Source organism: Deinococcus soli (ex Cha et al. 2016) (assembly GCF_001007995.1).
In the GTDB taxonomy this organism is placed as follows: Bacteria; Deinococcota; Deinococci; order Deinococcales; family Deinococcaceae; genus Deinococcus; species Deinococcus soli.
Map to the genome: position 1 here is coordinate 476,057 of NZ_CP011389.1, position 19,816 is coordinate 495,872.

Here is a 19,816-nt window from a genome sequence, read left to right on the forward strand (position 1 = left end):
ATGAAATCCACCACCCGTAACCCCCTGCTGCTGATCCTGACCGGCACGCTGGTCGCCTGCGGCGGCAACTCCAATCCCACGCCGGCCAACACGCCACCCACCGTCAGCGTGAAGTCCGACGGGCGCGCCATCACCACCAGCACCTACCTGCGCAGCGGCGGCACGGTTCAGGTGGCCGTATCCGACCCGGACGTGGGCGGCAGCATCACCAAAGTCACTTACACCATCGACGGGGGCGCCGCCACCACCCTGACCCCCGCGGCCAGCATCACCCTGCCCATCGGGAACCTCACTGGTGGACAGCACGAACTCGCCCTGAGCGCCACCGACAATCAGAACGCCACGACCAGCATCAAGGTGCCCTTCCTGATTGACGCGGCAGCGCCCATCATCACCCAGCTGAACCTGAACGGTCAGGCGGCGGCCGCGACCACCACCTACACCATCGGCGACGCCGTCCTGCTGGACGTCACCGCCCGCGACACCCGCGGCGACGCGGCCGGCACCACCGGGCCCATCACCGCGCTCCGCGTCTACGAGAACGGCACCCTGGTGAAATCCGGCAGTGGCGCCACCCTGAACGTGGACCTGAGCAAGGCCACCAGCGGCCAGGCGCGCGCCGCAGGCACCAGTGTCATCACGGTCGAGGCGGAAGACAGTGTCGGCTTCGTCACCACCCGCACCCTGACCCTGACGTTCAACGCCGCCACCGACAACGGCGGCGTCGTGGCCCCCACCTTCACTTGGCTGAGCCCCGCCAGCGACTTCGTCAAGGGCGGCGGCACCGTCGTCCTGCGCGCCACCGCCACCCGTAACGGCCAGGACCTGAGCAGCCAGATCGTCTACACCGCCACCTGCGGCAGCATTACCGGCGACACGTGGACCCTGGGCACCAACTGCGCCGACGGCAGCAAGCAGAGCGTCACCGCAACGGTCACCGACGGCGGCCGCAGCTTCAGCAGTCCCGCCAAGATCGTCACGGTGGACGCCAGCGACCCCACCGTTCAGATCACCAGCCCCCAGCAGGGCCAGACTTTCACGCAGAACCCCATCAAGATCAGCGTGACCGGCACCGACGCCGTCAGCGGACTGGACCGAATCCTGGTCGAGGCCAGCAAGGACGGCGTCACGTACACCCAGATCGGCGTCGTGACCGCCGCAAGCGGCGACGTCGTCTGGGCGCCCATGAACGGCACGTACACCATCCGGGCCACGGCGACCGACAAGACCGGCCGCACCAACAGCACCACCGTCAGCGGCGTCCGTGTCAACCTGACCAGCAGCGACACCACACCCCCCAGCGTCACCCTGGCGCCCATCCCCGCCACGCCGCAGCGCGCCACCATCACCGTCACCGCCACCGCCAGCGACAGCGACAGCGGCGTCGCCAAGGTCGACCTGTACGACGGCGGCACCCTCATCACCTCCAACGCCACCGGCATCAACGGGAAGTACACGTTCAGCGTCGATACCACCAAACTCAGCGACGGCGCACACACCCTCCGGGCCGTCGCCTTCGACAACGCCGGTCAGAGTGCAGAAACCACCGCCACCCTGACCGTCGACAACGCCGCGCCGGTCGTCAACTGGATCAGCCCCGCCGACGGCGCCGTCACCCGCGGCACCGTCACCCTGAACGCCACGAGCAACGAGGGGACCGTCACCTACACCGTGGACGGGACCACCATCACCGGCAACACCGTCACCTTCCAGACGGACGGCACGCACACCATCACCGCGACCGCTCAGGACGCTGCCGGCAACCGCACCTCCAGCACCATCAAGGTCACCAGCGACGCCACCGCACCCACCGCACAGATCACCAGCCCCACCAGCGGCAGCACCCTGACCAGCAACCCTGTCACGATCAGCGCAGCAGGCAATGACAGCGGCAGCGGCGTGAGCAGCCTGGAAGTCTTCGCGAACGGCACCAGCATCGGCACGATCAGCGGCGCCAGCGGAACGGTCACCTGGACGCCCACCAGCGGCACCTACGACCTGACCGTCATCGCCACCGACAAGGCCGGGAACAAGGGCGTCGCGAGTGCCCCCGTGAACGTCACGGTCAAACTCGCCACCGCGGATACCACCGCCCCGGCCTTCGTGGGCACCGCCACCGTGCAGCCCGCCCCCACCGCCACCTTCTCGCGCGGCGTGATCACCCTCGACGGCTTCGTGAAAGACCCGGAGAGCGGCATCAGCCAAGTGGCGCTGTTCAACGGTGGCGTCCGCCTGAACGCGACGCCCAGCCTGAGCCTTCAGCCGGACGGCAGCACCCGCTACGCCCTCACGCTGGACAGCAAGACGCTCGCGGACGGCACCTACACCCTGACCATCCAGGCCACCAACGGCGTCGGTCTCGTCAGCAACCAGGACGTCAGCGTCAAGATCGACAACACGGCGCCCACCCTGAACTGGAACGCCCCCACCACCGTCGGCAGCGCCGGGACCATCACCCTGAACGCCACCACGGAAACCGGCGCGACCATCACCTACGCTGCCAGCTGCGGCACCGTCACCGGCACCACCTGGACGTACGGCGACTGCCAGGACGGCACCGCGGCCACCCTGACCGCCACCGCCACCGACGCTGCCGGGAACACCACCAGCCAGACCCGCACCATCACCGTTGACCGCACCGCCCCGACCGTGCAGATCACCAGCCCCACCCAGGGCCAGAAAGTCACGCAGAACCCCATCACGATCACGGTCAGTGGCACCGACAACATCGCGGTCGAACGCATTGACGTCCTCAGCGGCACCACCCGCATCGGCACCGTCACCGGCGCGCAGGGCAGCGTCACCTGGGCGGCACCCAACGGCAACCAGACCCTCACCGCCCGCGCATACGACCGCGCCGGAAACGTCACCGAAACCCAGATCAGCTTCACGGTCGCTCTGACCACCAGCGACACCACCGCGCCCACTGGCGCAGTGACGACGCCCACCGGCGACCTCCGCGGGCAGACCACCGTCAGCGTCACCGCCAGCGACACAGACAGCGGCGTCGCCACGGTCAGCATGTACGTCGACGGCCTGCTCAGCAGCACCCAGACGACTGGCATCGCCGGAACGTACACCTTCCCGGTCGACACCACCAAGCTCAGCGAAGGCCAGCACGCCATCACGGCCGTCATTACCGACAACGCCGGGAATACCTTCGCTACCCCCAGCGTCACCGCCCGCGTGAACAACGCCGCGCCGACCGTCACCATCACCAACCCGCAGAACGCTGCCCTTCTGGGCGGCGCCAGCGACGCCGCAGTGAAAGCCATCGCGAGCGACCCCACGCCGGGCGACACCATCACCCTGGAATACAGCGTCGACAGCGGCGCCTTCAGCACGAGCGTGCCCACCCTCCCCAAACAGGACGGCACCCACACCGTCACCGTGCGCGCCGTGGACGCAGCTGGCAACAGCAGCACCGCCACCACCACCTACACGTACGACGGCACCGCCCCGACCGTGCAGATCACCAGCCCCACCCAGGGTCAGCTGTTCACCAGCGCCCCGGTCACCATCAGCGTCATCGGTCAGGACAGCGGTACCGGCGTCGCCAGCATCAAGGTCTACGCGAACGACGGCAGTGGCGAAGAACTGATCGGCACGCTCGGCGGGAACGGCAGCGTCACGTGGTACCCCCGCAAAACGGACGGCACCCCCTACACCATCAGAGCGGTGGCCAATGACCGGGCGGGGAATCCCAGCACCGACACGACCAGCCCCGGCGCAACCGTCACCGGCGTCAAAGTCAAGACGGCCAGCACCATCACCGTCACGGGCGGACCCACGTTCACGCTCCCGAGCGCTGACCCCAAGGGCAGCCTGCACACCGCCAACGGCCGCACTTACGTCCGCGGTCCCCTGGTCGTCAATGCCACCGCCACCACGGACGCCACCATGACCCAGGCCGACATCCAGGCCGACGGGCAGACCCTGCAGACGACCACGACCAGCCCCGCCAACCCCACCTTTAACTTCGACTTCGACACTCTGAACGAAGGTCTGCGCGACGTCGCCGTGCGCTTCACCGACTCCCTGGGCACGGTCGCCGCCACGAAAACCACCGTGTTCGTCGACAAGACCGCTCCCATCATCACGTGGAACACCCCGCTGAACGGCAGCCTCACGAACACACCCGTCACGCTGAACGCCACAGCGACCGACAGCGCATCCGGCACGAACGGCACCGTGACCTTCACAGAAAACGGCCAACCGGTCACGAACCCCGTCTCGGCAGACGGACAGCACACCGTCACCGCCACCGCCGTCGACAACGTCGGCAATGTCGGCACCCGCACCGTGACCTTTACGATTGACGCCACAGGCCCGGATGTCGTTCCGGCCCTCCCAGACAGCCCCACGAATCCTCAGGAATTCACGACGGCGCCCGTGACGCTGACTGCTACAGCCACGGACGCCCTCAGCGGCGTGACCAGCATCGAGGTGCTCGTCGCCCCGCAGGGTCAGCCTCTGACCACCCTGGGACGCCAGAGCGGAAGCAACTACAGTGCGGTCTACACGCCTGCGCAGGCGGGTCTGTACGACGTGAAATACATCGCGCGTGACGCTGCGGGGAACTCGGTGACGACCAACCGTCTGTTCAGGTACTCCGTGTCCACACCACCGGTCGAGAAGGCCCCTGCTCCCGTGCTGGAAGTCGTGGGGAGCGGTCCATACTCCGGGAATATGAGCGTGAACGTCTCCGGGAACTTCGACACGGCCAGCCAGGTCGATCGCATGATCCTGCAGGTCACGGATTCCAAGGGCGTGATCGACAACAGCACGTATGTCACCTCGCAGGCGCGAGCCACCTTCAGCGTCGACACCACCCGTTTCGCCAATGGGCCACTGACCCTTCAGGTGATTGCCTACACGAAGTCCGGCCTGCCAGGCAAGAGTGCCGAGACCACCGTTCAGGTGCAGAACCTGACCAGCCCTGACTTCAAGGTGTCGTCCCCCAGCGATGGTGCGGTCGTCACCACGCCCAGCGTGCCGGTGCAGATCACACTGACCAAACGCAGCGCGGATTACACGATCACGCAGCCCATTCAGGTGGACCTGCTGGACTACCGCGGTGTGCGTGTTGCCGGCGCCACCCTGAACCCCAGCGATCCAGCCACCTGCTCAGGTAACACGGAGTCGCTGACCTGCAACACCTCCTTCGACGTGGCGGCACTCCCAGCCGATACCTACCTGATCCGCGCGCGCACCACCGTGCAGGTTGACCCTGCTGGCGCGAACATCACGCGCCCGCTGGAGACCAGCAGTCGGTTCACGCACAACACCACAAGCGTGCTGCCACCGGCTTCCACCATCCGCTTCCCCGCCATCACAGATCTGCAGAAACCTGGACAGCTTGACAGCTCCTCTGGGCTGCTGGTCAGCGTGAGCGACAACACAGGTGTCGCCGTCGTCGAGGCGCGGGTGGTGGGACCGTTCGATGCCACGAGACCCCTCACCCTCAACGGAACGACGCAGTGCGACGCCAGCGTGCTCGTACCTGGCCGCTCGCCAGTCGACGTTCTCATGCTGAACTACGGGTACAATCCCGCAATCGTGAGTGGTGACGTCGTGCTCAACAACCTTGACATTGACGGTTCTGCTTACGTGCCCGACAACAACGTCAATGAGCGGTATGACCTCCGCGTGACCGTTCAGGACACGGAAGGTAACCGAAACATTCAGTGTATTCCCGTCACGATCAACCGAGCAGCGATCCGTGCGGCCCGCCCTGCCTATGCCACCGCGACGGTAACCACACCGACTCCCCCCAGCACCGTGACTGGTGAACTGAACTACACCACTGGAACCTGGTCTCTGTCGGGGATGACCAACCGGAGTCGCGCCGCTGCTGTGCTGTACATGAATGGTGTTCAGAAGAGTGTCAGCTTTACCAACGACGTGACCGGCAGTGTTTCTTCCACGGTTTCCTTCGGCGAACCCGGTACCTATCAGGTGGTCTGGCTGGTCGAGGACATGACGACAGGAGTCGTGACCTCCGTGGCAGGCAGCACTGTTTCGGTAGTTCGCAACCCTTAAGAGTTAAACGTTGCGGCGCCCTCCAGATGGAGGGCGCCGCTCTGTGCAGTCACCAGCCGTTGGGGTCGTGGTCGGGTTCTTCTGCGAGGAGCCAGAGGCTGCGGTTCTGTTCGCTGGCGTTCTGCTGGGCGTCGAGGAGAACCTGTTCGAGCTCGCGGGCGAGGTGGGGGTGGCGTTTTTTGAAGTGGGTGTAGTCGCAGAGGATGAGGGCGTGGCGGGGGCTGAGTTGTTCGGGGTCGGTGAGGATATCGTAGAGGGCGTCCCAGTTGCGGCCGAAGGTGTCGCGCAGGGCGAGGCCTTTGAGGAAGGCGAGCATGAGGGTGTCCTTGTCGTGGACGGTACCGAAGTCGATTTCACGGACGGCGATCTGGTAGCCGGCGGCGATGATGCGCGGTTCGTGTGGGGCGGTCTGGAGGCCGCTGGGGGGGGCGTTGAAGACCTGGATCATTGGATACTCCTGAAGGTGCGGTAGTGGTCGTGGGTGTAGTAGCAGTCGTCGGTGCGGGTGTCGGGTTGGCCGCCGCAGACGATGCGGCGGGCGCCGCGGTCGGTCTCCCCGGGGGTGGGGACGGTGTATTCGCGGTAGTAGCCGCTGGGGCGCGTGGGGAGGCGGCGTTCGCGGTTGCCGAAGGTGGTGCCGTCCTTGGCGTAGCGGAAGGGGCCGCCCTGAGCGATCTGCCGCATGACCTGTTGCCCTTCGCGGGGCAGGCCGCTGATGGGGATGGCGCGGCCTGTGATCTGTGGCTGGGTCGTGGTGGTCTGGCGCTGGGTGGCCGTACCGCTACTCGTGGTGGCGCGGGTGGTGACCTGGGTGCGGTCGTCCCGGGCGACACCACCGTCACTCGGGGCGGTGCAGGCGGCGAGGATCAGGGGGATGAGCAGGAGCAGGGCGGGGCGGGCGGGCTTCACCCAGTCAGTGTAGGCTGCGCTGCCTGAGCCACCCCAGCAGGTCTCCTTGCAGGTGGGTTAATCCCTTGTACGTGATCTGTTCGGGTGTCATGGATTCGATGGCGGCGGCGAGGGCCCGGGCGTGGGTGGGGGTCTGCACGGCTTCCCGCAGGGGGTGGATGAGGGGGCGGATGGTGAACAGTGCGCCGTGCGCGCCGGGGAAGCCGGTGAGGGTCTGGCGTTCCACGCGCAGGACGGCGCGGTCCGGGTCGAAGCGGGTGTGCGCGGCGCGGTCCTCGTCGGGTGGCGCGGCGGGGTGGTGGTCTAGGCGTCCTGTCATGCTGAGGCCCCACGCGAAGCGGATGAACGGCCCGCGTGTCACGGCGGCCTCCACGAGACGCGGTGCAGTGGCGTTCATGGGTGCGCTGCCCGCGACGGGCTGGTGGACGGCGTGGAAGTCGCGGCCCAGCTTGTCGCGCGGGTCCCAGTGCTGCGGCAGCAGGACGTGCGTGGCCGCCAGCCAGTCCGCGCCGGTGCGGGGGTCGCGGGCGATCAGCGCGAGGTCTTCCTGTGCGTTCAGGCCTAGGAAGTCCAGGGCGTGCAGGGGCTGCACCCCGGCGATCAGCGTGGCGTGTGGGGCAGGGAAGTGCCTGAGGTCGCGCACGCCGTTCCAGCGGGGGTCGAGGGTGGCCTGCCAGCCCAGCAGGTCGTTGCGCAGGGTCGCGCCGTCCCAGGTGATCGCCCCGCCACTGTCGCGGGCGAGGGTCGCGGCGATGTGCGTCAGGGCCACCTCGCGCAGGTCCGGGGTCAGGGCGGCCTCGCCCATGTACTCGTGCGGGGCGCGGGCGTGCGCGGCGACCTTGCCCGCGACGAACGCGGGGTACGCGTCGTCCAGCGTGAAGGTGTGCTCCTCGGGGCGGGGGTCGTCCAGCCAGGGAACGGGCTGCTGGCCCATGCGGTACAGACCGGCAGAGACGGTGTACGTCCCGTTCAGGAACGGGCGGTAGAGGGTGGGTGGGGCCACGCCCCGCATTCTGGCAGGACAGCAGTGGGGGCGGCCGGTCACGTGGATCAGGCCGCCCCCGGTGTCAGAGTGTCAGGCGAGGTTGCCGTTGGTCATGACACCCGTGGCGAGCAGCACGAGGATCAGCACGCCGACAATGACGCGGTAGATCGCGAAGGGTTTGAAGTTGTTGGTGGACACGAACTTCAGCAGCCACCCGATGGCGAGGTACGCGGTGACGAAACTGACGCCCGCGCCGATCAGGACGTTCAGCAGGCCGATCTCCCCGAAGATCAGTTCGCGTTCCTGGATGAGGTTCAGCAGGGCTGCGCCGCCCAGCGTGGGCACGCCCAGGTAGAAGCTGAATTTCGTGGCGGTGGCGCGGTCCAGACCCAGGATCATGCCGCCCAGGATGGAACTCGCGGAGCGGGAGAAGCCGGGCCACAGCAGCGCGAGACACTGCAGGGCGCCGATCATCAGGGAGCGGCGCACGCCGATCTTCTCGATGGCGTCCACGTTCGGCGTGACGCGGCGGCTCTCGATCAGCCACATCAGGATGCCGCCCACGATCAGCGCCCAGGCGACCACGCTGGGCCGGAACAGGGTGGCCTTGATCGCGTCGCCGAACAGCAGGCCCAAGATGACGGCGGGGACGCACGCGACAAGCACGCCCAGCCACAGCGTCCGCTGCTGCGGGTCGGTGTTCACGTGCCGGATCTTCAGGAAGTCCCGCCAGTAGTACACGAGCACACTCAGGATCGCGCCGCCCTGGATGACGACCTCGAACGCGTCCTTGACTTCCTTGGTCCAGGGCACGCCCATCAGGTTGCCGGTGAGGATCAGGTGCCCGGTGGAGCTGATCGGCAGGAACTCTGTGATCCCCTCGACGATCCCGTAAACGATGGCGTAGAACCAGTCCATAAGGGCCAAGTGTAAGCCCTGTCACGGGGGATCGTGCGTCCTCCATTCGGTGCAGACTGGGCTCATGGGTCTGGACGGGTACGTGATGCGGTGGAATCTGACACCGGACGGCGCGGCGATCCACACGCGTAGCAGCGACCTGATGCCTGTGCGCTGGCAGGGCCGGGCGGCGATGCTGAAGGTGGCCCGCAGCGCGGAGGAGGTGCGGGGCCACGACCTGATGGTGTGGCTGCACGGGCAGGGCGCAGCCCGTGTGTTCAAACGTGAGGGGGCGGCGCTGCTGCTGGAACGCCTGGAGCCGACGCCGGCTCTGGCGGACTGGGCGCTGGCTGGGCAGGATGACGGGGCGACGCGGGTGCTCTGCGGCGCGGCGGCGGGTGTGCATGTGGCGCGCGGGCGGCCCTGGCCGGGGCTGCCGGGTCTCCCCCGCTGGTTCCGGTCGCTGGAGGCCACGCAGGGTCAGGGGGAAGGGTTCACACTGGCCTGGGCCACCGCGCAGCGCCTGCTGAGCGAGCCGCGGGACGTGCGCCCGCTGCACGGGGACCTGCATCACGGGAACGTCCTGCACAGCCCGGAGCGGGGCTGGCTGGTCATTGACCCGAAGGGGTTGATCGGGGAGCGGACCTTCGATTTCGCGAACATGCTGTGCAACCCGGCGCCGGACCACGCGCTGAGGCCGGGGCGGCTCGAACGCCAGTCCGCCCTGATTGCGCGGGAGGCGGGGCTGGACCGCACGCGGCTGCTGGCGTGGGTGGGGGCGTACGCGGGCCTCTCGGCGGCGTGGCATCTGGAGGACGGTCAGGAGGAACAGGCGTGGCAGTCGCTGGCGATCTCGGCGCTGGCCCACAGCCTCCTCTGAGCGGGCTGCCCGCCCCGTTCCTCTGACCTCCGCTCTCCCCTTCCCGTACGCGCCCCCGATCGCGTATAATTTTCGTTTGGGTGCCCCCGTGATCCTGCCCTGCGCGCTCGAGCGTCGCGCTGCGGCCTGGCCCCACCACATGCGGAAGGAAGTTCTTCCTGACGCGGGGCTGGCACGAGGACGGCAAACTTTTCCCGAACACAACGCTCAGGAGTCACCATGTCGTACATCAGCATGAAGCAGCTGCTGGAAGCCGGAGTTCACTTCGGTCACGAAACCAAGCGCTGGAACCCCCGCTTCAAGCGCTTCATCTTCGCCGAGCGCAACGGCATCTTCATCATCGACCTGCAGAAGACCCTCAAGCAGGTCGACCGCAGCTTCGACTTCATCAAGGAACTCTCCGAGCGCGGCGGCGTCATCCTGTTCGTCGGCACGAAGAAGCAGGCCCAGGAGATCGTGGAGCTCGAGGCGCGCCGCACCGGCATGCCCTTCGTCACCAGCCGCTGGCTGGGCGGCATGCTCACGAACTTCAAGACCATGCGCACCCGCATTGACCGCCTGAACGAACTCGACGACCTGTTCGAGTCCGAGCGCGTCAACGACCGCACCAAGGCCGAGCGCATCAAGCTGGCCGCCGAGCGCGAGCGCCTCCAGCGCTTCGTGGGTGGCATCCGCAAGATGACCCGCCTGCCCGACGCGATCTTCGTGGTGGACCCCACCAAGGAAGTCATCGCCGTGCAGGAAGCGAACAAGCTCGGGATTCCCGTGATCGCCCTGGCCGACACCGACAGTGACCCCGATGTCATCGACTACATCGTGCCCGGCAACGACGACGCGATCCGCAGCATCCAGCTGATCACCCACCGCATCGGTGACCTGCTGGTCGAGGCGCGCGGCGGCGGCGAGGACGTCGGCGCGGCCGAAGCCGAGCAGACCGAAGCCACCGAACAGGCCGAAGCCTAAGCACGGGACACGGGGGGGACGCGTCCCGGCGCAGGCCGATCAAGGGCGCGCCCCCCTTTTCCCGCGCAGCGCAGCTCCGAACCCGACTCCGAAGCCCGAGATGCGGGCTTCACGCCCACAGGAGGCAACACCATGCTGGAATCGATCAAGAAACTCCGCGAACTGACCGGCGCGGGCATGATGGACGTCAAGAAGGCTCTCGCCGACGCCGACAACAACGAAGAGAAGGCCATCGCCCTGCTGCGCGAGCGCGGCATCGCCAAGGCCGTCAAGAAGGGCGACCGCGAAGCCAAGGAAGGCATCGTGCGCTTCGCCGTGGACGGCAACCGCGCCGCCATCGTCGAAGTGAACAGCGAGACCGACTTCGTCGCCCGCAACAGCGACTTCCAGGCCGTCGTCGAGAAGCTCGCGCAGGCCGCGCTGGCCGCCAAGACCAGCGACCTCGACACCTTCAAGGCGTACACTGTGGACGGCGAGACCGTCGCCGACCTGGTCGCCGCGACCGCCGGCAAGATCGGTGAGAACATCGTCCTGAACAAGGTCGCGTACCTCGAGGGCAGCACCGTCGCCGGGTACGTGCACAGCAACGGCAAGATCGGCGTGCTCGTGGACGTCGAGGGTGGCAGCGAAGCCCAGGCCAAGGACGTGGCCCTGCACGTCGCCGCCGAGCGCCCCCAGTTCCTCACCCGTGACGAAGTGGACTCCAGCGACATCGAAAAAGAGCGCGAGATCCTCACGAACAAGGCGCTGAACGAAGGCAAGCCCCAGCAGATCGTCGAGAAGATCGTCGAAGGCCAGATCGGCAAGTTCTACTCCGAGAAGGTCCTGCCCGAGCAGGCGTTCGTGAAGGACAACAGCCTGACCGTGGCCAAGTACCTGGGCGGCGCGACCGTGAAGCGCTTCGTCCGCTTCGAGATCGGCGCTTAACGTTCCTCACAGGCCCCCCGCTGCGGGGGCCTTCGCGCGGCGGCCCCCGCGTCACAGCTGGCCGTACCCGTCAGGGGCACCCGGCAGCCGCCCCGCGCGGTTGCCGGTTTCTCCTGCCCCTTCCCGCCCCCCCATTCGTAGAGGTGAAACATGTTCAAGCGTGTCCTGTTGAAATTATCTGGTGAGTTCCTGGCTGGCGAGTCGGGCTTCGGGATCAGCCCCGAAACGACGGCCGCGCTGGCCCGGCGCATCACGGACGCGCTGGACGGCACCGACATCGAACTGTCGATCGTGATCGGCGGCGGGAACCTGTGGCGTGGGGCGCGCAACGGGCAGGGCATGGACCCGGCCACCGCCGACTACATCGGCATGCTGGGCACCGTGATGAACGCCATGGCCCTCCAGGACGCCATGGAGAGCGCCGGGCGGCCCACCCGCGTCATGAGCGCCATCCAGATGGCGGCCGTGGCCGAGCCGTACATCCGCCGCCGCGCGATCCGCCACCTGGAAAAGGGCCGCGTCGTGATCTTCGGCGGCGGAAACGGCGCGCCGTTCTTCACGACCGACACGACAAGCACCCTGCGCGCCCTGGAAGTCGGGGCGGACGTCGTGCTGATGGCGAAGAACAAGGTGGACGGCGTGTACGACAGCGACCCCCGCAAAAACCCGGACGCGAAGTTCATCGCGCAGGCCACGCACCTCCAGGTCGTCGAGCAGCGCCTGGAGGTCATGGACGCCACCGCCCTGACGCTGTGCATGGACAAGGGCCTGCCCATCGTGGTGTTCGACCTGTTCCAGGAGGGCAACCTGCCGCGCCTGTTCCGGGGCGAGCGGGTAGGCACGCTCATCCAGAGCTGAGACTGACTTCGATGGAACGGCTGATTTCAGCTGTTCCATCCGAGCGGATGCGAGCAGAAGCAAAACGGGTTCCGGGCGTGGAGTTGGCCACCCGGTGCAGTTCCGGGTGGCCAAAGGAACAGACGGAATCCGTACGACCCCTGACGAGCGCACCGGCGTCCTGATCGCTTAGACTGGCGACACTTTCCTGCAAGGAGACTCACCCATGGCTGACATGAAAACCATCCAGGCCGACACCCGCGAGAAGATGGGCAAGGCCATCGAATCGCTGGAAAATAACCTCTCGGTGCTGCGCACGGGCCGCGCCAACCCCGGCATCCTGAAGAAGATCGTCGTGGACTACTACGGGAGCACCATGCCGATCGATCAGGTGGCGAGCATCACCACGCCCGACGCCCGCACGCTGGTCATCACCCCCTGGGACCGGGGCGCGCTGAACCCGATCGAGAAGGCCATCCGCGACAGCGACCTGGGCCTGAACCCGAACAACAAGGGCGACACGATCTTCATCAGCCTGCCCATGCTGACCGAGGAGCGGCGCAAGGACCTCGTGAAGAACGCCAAGAGCTACTCGGAGGACGCCCGCATCGCCGTGCGCAACATCCGCAAGCACGCGCTGGACGAGGTCAAGAAGGTCGAGGGCATCGGCGACGACGAGATCAAGCGCGGCGAGGCCGACGTGCAGAAGATCACCGACGAGTTCATCGCCAAGGTGGATCAGACCTTCCAGAAGAAGGAGCAGGAAATCCTCGGGTGAGGCCCCCCGCCTCCCCTGCCCGTGACCGCCGGTCTCCCCGGCGGCATTTTCCTATGGCCCGTTCCCTGGAGGCCGCGTGGAGTCGCTGAGCAGCCGCGTCCTGACGAGCGTGGTGGGCTTCGCGCTCCTGAGCGTGATCGTGTGGATCGGCTGGTGGGCCATGCTGCCCGCGCTGATCGTCGTGGCGATCATGGGGCTGTACGAGTACATCCGCATGCTGGACCGCAACGACATCGACGTGCGCCGCGTGAGCCTCGCGGTGTTCGCGGCGGCGCTGATGATCGCCAGCCTGCCGCTGTGGCCGCAGGCGCCGTGGCCGGGTGGATCGTGGCGCGAGGCGGTCCTGACGGTCGCGCTGGGGTACCTGCTGGTCGTGGAGGTCATCCGGCCCGGCGAGCGGCCCCTGGAGCGCATCGTGTACTCGATGTTCGGGCTGCTGTACATCCCGTGGCTGCTGGGGTACTTCCTGATGCTGCGCTACAGCCCGGACGCCGGGGACGGCCTGCTGTACTTCGCGTTGCCGCTGATGGCGACGTTCGCGGCGGACATCGGCGGGTACTTCGTGGGGTACTTCTTCGGGAAGCGCAAGCTGGCCCCGGAGGTCAGTCCCGGCAAGACCGTCGAGGGGGCCGTGGGCGGCCTGGCGTTCAGTTTCCTGATGGTGCTGGCGCTGACGACGTTCACGCATGTGTGGACGCCGTTCGAGGCGCTGCTGTACTCGATCCTGGTCGCCAGTGCCAGTCAGCTGGGCGACCTGTCCGAGAGCCTGATCAAACGGGCCCTGAAGACGAAGGACAGCGGCAGCAGCCTGCCGGGGCACGGCGGGTTCCTGGACCGCATGGACAGCCTGCTGTTCGCGGTGCCCGCCACGTACCTGTTCCTGCACATCAGCGTGTTCACCCGCTGAGCGGACGCTGGGATGCAGGACGCGGGGCGCGGTGGATCTGCGTTGTCCACCCTCCGCTTCCTGCCTGAACCGCGCCAATCGTGCGCGGTCCCGCCCCTTCCGTCCCCCGCGTCCACTAGCATGCGGGGGATGAGTCTTTCCGAGGGTGCAGGGCGCGGGATCGCGGTGCTGGGCAGTACCGGCAGCATCGGCACGCAGACGCTGGACGTGGCGCGGGAGCGCGGCTGGCGGGTGACGGCGCTGGCGGCCGGGCGCAACGTGGAGTTGCTGGCCGCGCAGGTGCGGGAGTTCCGGCCTGAACTGGTCAGCGTGGACGCGGGCGTGCTGGCACAGGCGCGCGGGGCGCTGCCGGGCGTGCGCGTGATCGCCGACCCGGCCGAGGTGGCCGCCACGCCGACCGGGGTGGTCGTGAACGCCATGAGCGGCCTGATTGGCCTGTCCCCCACCCGCGCGGCGCTGGAGGCCGGGCAGGCCGTGGCGCTGGCGACCAAGGAGGCGATGGTCACGGCCGCGCACCTGATGTGGGAGGCGGCCTCGCTGGGCGGCGGGCGCGTGGTGCCGGTGGATTCCGAGCACACTGGGGTGTTCCAGTGCCTGACGGGCGAGGACATGGCCGACGTGGCCGAGGTGATCCTCACCGCGTCCGGCGGCCCGTTCCGCGAAGGCCCGGCTGACCTGAGCGGCGTGACGCCCGCGGAGGCCCTGCGGCACCCGTCGTGGAGCATGGGCCCGAAGGTCACGATCGACAGCGCCACGCTGATGAACAAGGGGCTGGAGGTCATGGAGTGCGCCAGCCTGTACGGCCTGCCGCTGTCGCAGGTGGGCGTGGTGGTGCACCCGCAGAGCCTGATCCACGCGGCGGTGCGTTTCCGCGACGGGAGCCTGAAGGCGCAGTTCGGCCCGACCGACATGCGCCTGCCCATCGCGTACGCCGTGGACGCCGCCCCGACCGGCATGACGCGCCCCGGGGACGTGCGCGGCGCGCGGCGCGGGCGCGAGGTGGGCACGCACCTGGGCTGGCCGATGCGCGGCACCTGGGAGTTCCGCGAGCCGGACCTGGACCGCTTCCCGTGCCTGGGCCTGGCGTACCGTGCCGGGGAGGCCGGGGGCCTGCTGTCGGTCGCGCTGAACGCCGCCGACGAGGTGGCGGTGGACGCCTTCCTGGCCGGGCAGATCGGTTTCACGGACATCCCACGCCTGCTGGAACGGGTGCTGGACGATACGCCCGCCGGGACCCTGACCTGGGACACGCTGGCCGAGACGGACGCCTGGGCCCGCACCCGCGCGCAGGAACTCGCCGCCAATGGGGGAAGGGCATGAATGTCGTGCAGGGCATCGCGGCGGCCCTGACACCCCTGGGCCTGCTGTGGACAGTGCTGATCATCGGCGTGGCGACGTTCCTGCACGAACTGGCGCACTACGCGCTGGCGCGGCGGCAGGGCGTGGCCGTGCACTCGTTCAGCGTCGGCATGGGCCCGGTGCTGCTGCGGCGGCAGTGGCGCGGCACCGAGTGGCGCCTGAGCCTGCTGCCCATCGGCGGGTACGTGGAGATCGACGGCATGGCCCCCGAGGAGGACGGGCAGGGCAGCTACCGCCAGCCCACGCGCGGCTTCGCGGCGCTGCCGGTGTGGGGCAAGGTGGCGATCCTGCTGGCCGGGCCGCTCACGAACCTGCTGCTGGCGATCGGCCTGATGACCGTGTCGTTCAGTTCGCAGGGGGTGGCGGTGCCGGACCGCGCCCGCATCGAGGAGGTCGTGCCGGGCAGCCGCGCGCAGACGCTGGACCTGCGCGTGGGGGACGTCATCACCGCCATCGACGGGCAGGACATCCCGGAGACGGCGCAGGTCGGTGGCCGGACGGTGGCCGGGTGGGAAGGCGTGCGCGACGTCCTCACGAAGGCCGGGCCGCACACCTTCACTGTTCAGCGCGATGGGCAGTCCCGCGACGTGCGCTTTGACTGGTCACCTACCGTCGGCGGCCAGAAACAGCTGCTCGGTATCCGCTACGCGCCGGACGTGCAGCCCGTCAGTGTCGGCGCGGCGTTCGTGCGCGCGTGGCAGGTGACCGGTGAGGCCGTCCCGCAGGTCATCAGGTCCTTCGCCGGGCTGTTCCAGCGGTTCTTCACCCTGGACCTCAGCCGCGACGAGAACGTCAGTGGGCCCATCGGCACCGCCGAGATCGTCTCCCGCGCCGCCGCCGTCAGCCCCTGGGCCCTGGTGCAGGTCGCGATCCTGCTGAACCTCTCGCTGGCGTTCTTCAACCTGATTCCCATTCCCGGCCTGGACGGCGGGCGCATCGTGCTGGCGCTGGTGGGCGCGCTGCGCGGCCGCCCCCTGACCTTCCAGCAGGAACAGGCGATCAACTTCGCGGGCTTCGCGTTCGTGATGCTCCTGATGGCCTTCGTGGTCGTCCGGGACGTCAGCCGCTTCTTCTGAGTCAGCCGACAGAGGGGCCACCGGGATGTCCTCCGGTCGCCCCTTTTCCGCAGTTCTCGGGTGAGGGCAGTCTTCAGGGGGCGACACGCCGCTCGATGCGGTCGCCGAGGCCGGTCAGGACCTCGTATTCGATGGTGTCTCCCCAGGCGGCAACGTCGGTGACGGTCAGATCGTGGTCGTTCCAGATGGTGACGGGGTCGCCCACCTGCACGGGTAGACCGGTCACGTCCACCATGAGCTGATCCATGCAGATGCGGCCCAGGACGGGGCGGCGCTGGCCCGCGATGAGAACCTGGGCGCGGCCGGTGGCGTTTCTGGGGTACCCGTCGGCGTAGCCGATGCCGACGGTCGCGATCCTGGTGTCCTGCTGGGCGCGCCACAGGCCGTTGTAGCTGACGGTTTCGCCCGCGTGGGCGGTGTGCAGATGCGTCACCTGCGCGGTGAGGGTCATGACCGGGCGCAGGGGGAGCACGTCGCGCAGGTGCGTGGGGGCGAAGCCGTAGGAGGCGAGGCCGGGCCGGGCGAGGCGCATGCCGGGCAGCGCCCCGAAGGACAGGATGCCGCCGCCGTTGGCCGCGTGGGCCAGTAGGGGCTGCGGCGTGGCGGGCAGGGCGTTCAGCACGGTCTGGAAGAGGCGCAGCTGTTCGTGCGCGAAGCTCAGGTCGGGTTCGTCGGCGGTGGCGAAGTGGGTGTACGCGCCTTCCAGCTGGCCGCGTTCCGCGAGGCGGGTACCGACCCGGACGGCCTCCTCGGGGCGGGCGCCCAGGCGGTTCATGCCGGTGTCCACCTTCAGGTGCGCGCGGGCGTGGGCGGGCAGGGCGTCGGCCTCGGCGAGTGAGGCGACGGGCAACCGGACGCCCAGGTCGGCCAGGAGGGGCACCTCCGTGGGGGTGGGTGGGGTGAGGAGCAGCACGGGCCGCCCGGTGTCCAGCGCGGCGACCTGCGCGGCGACCTGCGCGGCCTCGCGGGGCGTGGCGACCGCGAGGCCCCACACATCCGGGTGGCGGGCGGCCAGGGTGACCACCTCGCGCAGCCCGTGCCCGTAGGCGTTGGCTTTCACGGGCAGCAGCAGCGGCACGCCGGCGCGGCGGGACAGGTGCGTGAGGTTGCCGTGCAGGGCAGATTCCGAGAGGTGGGCGTGGGCGCGGGCGGCGAGGGTCATCGCCCGCGATGCTACCCCCGGGGGGCGTCCGGTGGGGCTCAGGTGTCCAGCCGGGACGGGCCTGTATCCTCTTTCTCAGCGATGCTCAGCTTACCGATGACTGTCCGTGCCGTTCCCATCCGCCTCGCTGTCCTGAGTGGCCTGCTGCTGCTTGCCGCGCCCGCTGCCGCGCAGACCGGTGGCACCCTGCCGCTCGTGTCGGTGGGGGACAAGTGGCCGCAGGCGCAGGAAACCTACGTGATCCGCGTGTCCGCGCAGGACGCCGGGAAACCCCTGGGACTGGAGGTCTACTCCCCCACCTTCAACCTTGCGGACTACGTGGATGGCCGCCGCGCGGAGGGCTACTTCGGGGATGAGCTGTACGCGAAGAACGAGCCGTTCGAGACGACCTTCACCCTGACCGGCCCGGGCGGGACGGTGCTGGAGCGGCGCTTCAGCCTGAACCGTGAGCACACCTGGGACAGCCTGTTCAGCGGCGGCCTGGGCGCCGGGACGTACACCCTGAAGGTGACCAGCAAGGGCAACGGGAAGAATTCGTTCGCGCTGCGCGTGGCCGATCCCTTCCGGCTGGAGACGAGCGATTTCAGCGTGAACGCCCGCTCAACCGATTCGGAGGCGCTGCTGGCCGCGCGAGTGAACGTCACCGCCGACTGGGTGGGCAGGACCCTGGGCCTGCTGAACTACGACGTGGACGGCCCGCAGGAGGCCGAGATCTGGGCGGTGCAGCCCGGCGGGGCGCGCGTGAACCTCACGCCCAGCGAGAACGGCCGCACGGCCACCGACGCGTTCCGCATCACGCCCGAACTGGTGGGCGAGTGGCAGCTGTACATCCGGGTGCTGAAGACCACCAAGCAGTACAGCAACGCGATCCGCTTCTCATTCCGCCTGAACGATCAGCCCATCACGGGCAGCGTGGGGGGCTTCGTGGTGCCGGGCGGCGCCAAGATCGCCAACCAGCTGCTGGTGGACGTCGTGGATCCGCAGGGCCGCCCGATTCCCGGCGCGTCGTACGCGCTGGTCGGGGACGCGGTGGTGCGGCCGGTGCTGCCCGGCGGGTACGTGCCGGTCAGCAGCACCCTGATCCAGGGCACGGGCAACATCGTCTCCCCCACCGAGGTCCGCTACCAGCCGGGCTTCACGAAGATCCGCTTCGTGGCCCGCCCGCCACAGGGGCAACTTCAGGTGGAGGCCGTGGCGCTGTACGCCGGGCAGCGCCTCCCCCTGACGGGCGTGCCGTTCCAGGTGGGCGGGCAGACGCTGAGCGCGCCCGTGACGGTGCCGCTCGCACCGGGCGACTACCCGGTCACGCCGACCAGCCTGCCGGGCAGCACGGTCACGCCGCCCCCCGCGGGCCGCGTGACGGACAGCGGTACCGAGCGCGTGACCATCGAGTACCGCGTGCTGACGGACGTGGCGCTCGTGACCTCGCCGGACATCCTGAACGTCTGCGACGTGACGCAACTGACCGCCCTGGCCCGCACGGACTTCCCGTACCGCCTGCCCGGGAAGCTCAGCCTGAACCTGCCGACCGGCTGGACGACCGACTACCCGCTGAACGTCAGTGGGGACTTCAGCCAGGGGCAGCCGCTGCGGCTGAAGGTGCCGGTGCGGGTGTGCCGCAGCGACACCGCCGAGGCGGTGCTGGACCCGGTGGACCTGCGCACGACCGGGCTGGCGCGGGTACGCAACCCGGGCGGCGCGAACGTGACCCGCAACGTGCAGGGCGGCGCGCGCGCCAGCCTGAACAAGAGCGTGGAGGCCGCCCCGCAGGGCCAGGGGTACGTGGTGACGCTGGTGTTCACGGTGGACAGCACGCTGGAGAACGTGCGGCTGATCGATCCCCTCCCGGCGGCCGGATCGCAGCCAGCCGTGCGCGGCCCGCTGCAGGTGCAGGGGCCCAGCCTCGCGAACCTGAATCCCCGTCTGGAGGGCGACGCGATCGTGCTCACGCGGGTGATTCCCGGCACGTATACGCTGTCGTACACGCTCCTCACGGATCAGCCTGCCGACCGCGTGGTGACGGCCCCGGACCTGAGCTGGTAAGCGCCCGTAGCGCGGCGGGGTGAACGGCCCGTGAGTCAGGTGTTCACCCTT

15 protein-coding genes are annotated in these 19,816 nt (G+C 68.6%); 10 read left to right on the plus strand and 5 right to left on the minus strand.

Features of this window, described 5'->3' with window-relative positions; genetic code table 11:
• Positions 1-6,042, plus strand: a complete 6,042-nt coding sequence (locus SY84_RS16970) for a beta strand repeat-containing protein (protein WP_046842658.1) — start codon at positions 1-3, stop codon at positions 6,040-6,042.
• 49 nt (positions 6,043-6,091) lie between these two features.
• On the opposite strand, the gene SY84_RS02395 is transcribed toward SY84_RS16970, so the two are convergent.
• The 4 genes from SY84_RS02395 to SY84_RS02410 all read right to left on the minus strand — a co-directional run bounded on the left by SY84_RS02395 (position 6,092) and on the right by SY84_RS02410 (position 8,854).
• Positions 6,092-6,490: a barstar family protein gene (locus SY84_RS02395; RefSeq protein WP_046842659.1), complete on the minus strand. Its 399-nt coding sequence runs from the start codon at positions 6,488-6,490 to the stop codon at positions 6,092-6,094.
• Positions 6,487-6,951, minus strand: a complete 465-nt coding sequence (locus SY84_RS02400; RefSeq protein WP_046842660.1) for a ribonuclease domain-containing protein — start codon at positions 6,949-6,951, stop codon at positions 6,487-6,489. Before SY84_RS02400 ends, SY84_RS02395 begins: the two co-directional genes overlap by 4 nt.
• Positions 6,952-6,955: 4 nt before the next feature.
• Positions 6,956-7,954, minus strand: coding sequence for a heme-dependent oxidative N-demethylase subunit alpha family protein (locus tag SY84_RS02405; protein ID WP_245621383.1), 999 nt, complete (start codon positions 7,952-7,954; stop codon positions 6,956-6,958).
• A 72-nt stretch (positions 7,955-8,026) separates the two neighbouring features.
• Complete coding sequence (locus tag SY84_RS02410) at positions 8,027-8,854, minus strand: undecaprenyl-diphosphate phosphatase (protein ID WP_046842662.1); 828 nt, start codon at positions 8,852-8,854, stop codon at positions 8,027-8,029.
• A 64-nt stretch (positions 8,855-8,918) separates the two neighbouring features.
• Between SY84_RS02410 and SY84_RS02415 the strand changes: the two genes are divergently transcribed.
• The 8 genes from SY84_RS02415 to SY84_RS02450 all read left to right on the plus strand — a co-directional run bounded on the left by SY84_RS02415 (position 8,919) and on the right by SY84_RS02450 (position 16,560).
• Entirely contained in the window at positions 8,919-9,713 is a 795-nt protein-coding gene (locus tag SY84_RS02415) for an aminoglycoside phosphotransferase family protein (RefSeq protein WP_046842663.1), read from the plus strand.
• 219 nt (positions 9,714-9,932) lie between these two features.
• Positions 9,933-10,676: a 30S ribosomal protein S2 gene (rpsB, locus tag SY84_RS02420; protein WP_046842664.1), complete on the plus strand. Its 744-nt coding sequence runs from the start codon at positions 9,933-9,935 to the stop codon at positions 10,674-10,676.
• Positions 10,677-10,808: 132 nt separating this feature from the next.
• Positions 10,809-11,603, plus strand: a complete 795-nt coding sequence (gene tsf / locus SY84_RS02425; RefSeq protein WP_046842665.1) for a translation elongation factor Ts — start codon at positions 10,809-10,811, stop codon at positions 11,601-11,603.
• A gap of 150 nt (positions 11,604-11,753) precedes the next feature.
• Positions 11,754-12,461 carry a UMP kinase gene (gene pyrH / locus SY84_RS02430; protein WP_046842666.1) on the plus strand — a complete coding sequence of 236 codons (708 nt, stop codon included), beginning with the start codon at positions 11,754-11,756 and terminating at the stop codon, positions 12,459-12,461.
• A gap of 205 nt (positions 12,462-12,666) precedes the next feature.
• Positions 12,667-13,218 carry a ribosome recycling factor gene (gene frr, locus SY84_RS02435; RefSeq protein ID WP_046842667.1) on the plus strand — a complete coding sequence of 184 codons (552 nt, stop codon included), beginning with the start codon at positions 12,667-12,669 and terminating at the stop codon, positions 13,216-13,218.
• Positions 13,219-13,294: 76 nt separating this feature from the next.
• Complete coding sequence (locus SY84_RS02440) at positions 13,295-14,125, plus strand: phosphatidate cytidylyltransferase (protein WP_046842668.1); 831 nt, start codon at positions 13,295-13,297, stop codon at positions 14,123-14,125.
• A 129-nt stretch (positions 14,126-14,254) separates the two neighbouring features.
• Complete coding sequence (dxr, locus tag SY84_RS02445) at positions 14,255-15,445, plus strand: 1-deoxy-D-xylulose-5-phosphate reductoisomerase (RefSeq protein ID WP_052751014.1); 1,191 nt, start codon at positions 14,255-14,257, stop codon at positions 15,443-15,445.
• The gene (locus SY84_RS02450) at positions 15,442-16,560 is read left to right on the plus strand and encodes a M50 family metallopeptidase (protein ID WP_046842670.1); all 1,119 of its coding nucleotides are present in this window, start codon (positions 15,442-15,444) and stop codon (positions 16,558-16,560) included. Before dxr ends, SY84_RS02450 begins: the two co-directional genes overlap by 4 nt.
• Before the next feature lie 73 nt (positions 16,561-16,633).
• Here the strand turns inward: SY84_RS02450 and alr are convergent, their stop codons facing one another.
• A complete protein-coding gene (alr, locus tag SY84_RS02455; RefSeq protein ID WP_046842671.1) occupies positions 16,634-17,722 on the minus strand; it encodes an alanine racemase in 1,089 nt (362 codons plus the stop codon).
• A 96-nt stretch (positions 17,723-17,818) separates the two neighbouring features.
• Here alr and SY84_RS02460 point away from each other — a divergent pair, with 96 nt between their 5' ends.
• The gene (locus tag SY84_RS02460; protein WP_229755956.1) at positions 17,819-19,765 is read left to right on the plus strand and encodes a hypothetical protein; all 1,947 of its coding nucleotides are present in this window, start codon (positions 17,819-17,821) and stop codon (positions 19,763-19,765) included.
• Positions 19,766-19,816 lie beyond the last annotated feature (51 nt).

Bases quoted from the DNA above. Each gene is read 5' to 3' on its own strand.
- SY84_RS02460 (WP_229755956.1), top strand. From the start codon at position 17,819: ATGACTGTCCGTGCCGTTCCCATCCGCCTCGCTGTCCTGAGTGGCCTG.
- SY84_RS16970 (WP_046842658.1), top strand. From the start codon at position 1: ATGAAATCCACCACCCGTAACCCCCTGCTGCTGATCCTGACCGGCACG.
- rpsB (WP_046842664.1), top strand. From the start codon at position 9,933: ATGTCGTACATCAGCATGAAGCAGCTGCTGGAAGCCGGAGTTCACTTC.
- tsf (WP_046842665.1), top strand. From the start codon at position 10,809: ATGCTGGAATCGATCAAGAAACTCCGCGAACTGACCGGCGCGGGCATG.
- SY84_RS02410 (WP_046842662.1), bottom strand. From the start codon at position 8,854: ATGGACTGGTTCTACGCCATCGTTTACGGGATCGTCGAGGGGATCACA.
- frr (WP_046842667.1), top strand. From the start codon at position 12,667: ATGGCTGACATGAAAACCATCCAGGCCGACACCCGCGAGAAGATGGGC.
- alr (WP_046842671.1), bottom strand. From the start codon at position 17,722: ATGACCCTCGCCGCCCGCGCCCACGCCCACCTCTCGGAATCTGCCCTG.
- SY84_RS02450 (WP_046842670.1), top strand. From the start codon at position 15,442: ATGAATGTCGTGCAGGGCATCGCGGCGGCCCTGACACCCCTGGGCCTG.
- pyrH (WP_046842666.1), top strand. From the start codon at position 11,754: ATGTTCAAGCGTGTCCTGTTGAAATTATCTGGTGAGTTCCTGGCTGGC.
- SY84_RS02395 (WP_046842659.1), bottom strand. From the start codon at position 6,490: ATGATCCAGGTCTTCAACGCCCCCCCCAGCGGCCTCCAGACCGCCCCA.
- SY84_RS02415 (WP_046842663.1), top strand. From the start codon at position 8,919: ATGGGTCTGGACGGGTACGTGATGCGGTGGAATCTGACACCGGACGGC.
- dxr (WP_052751014.1), top strand. From the start codon at position 14,255: ATGAGTCTTTCCGAGGGTGCAGGGCGCGGGATCGCGGTGCTGGGCAGT.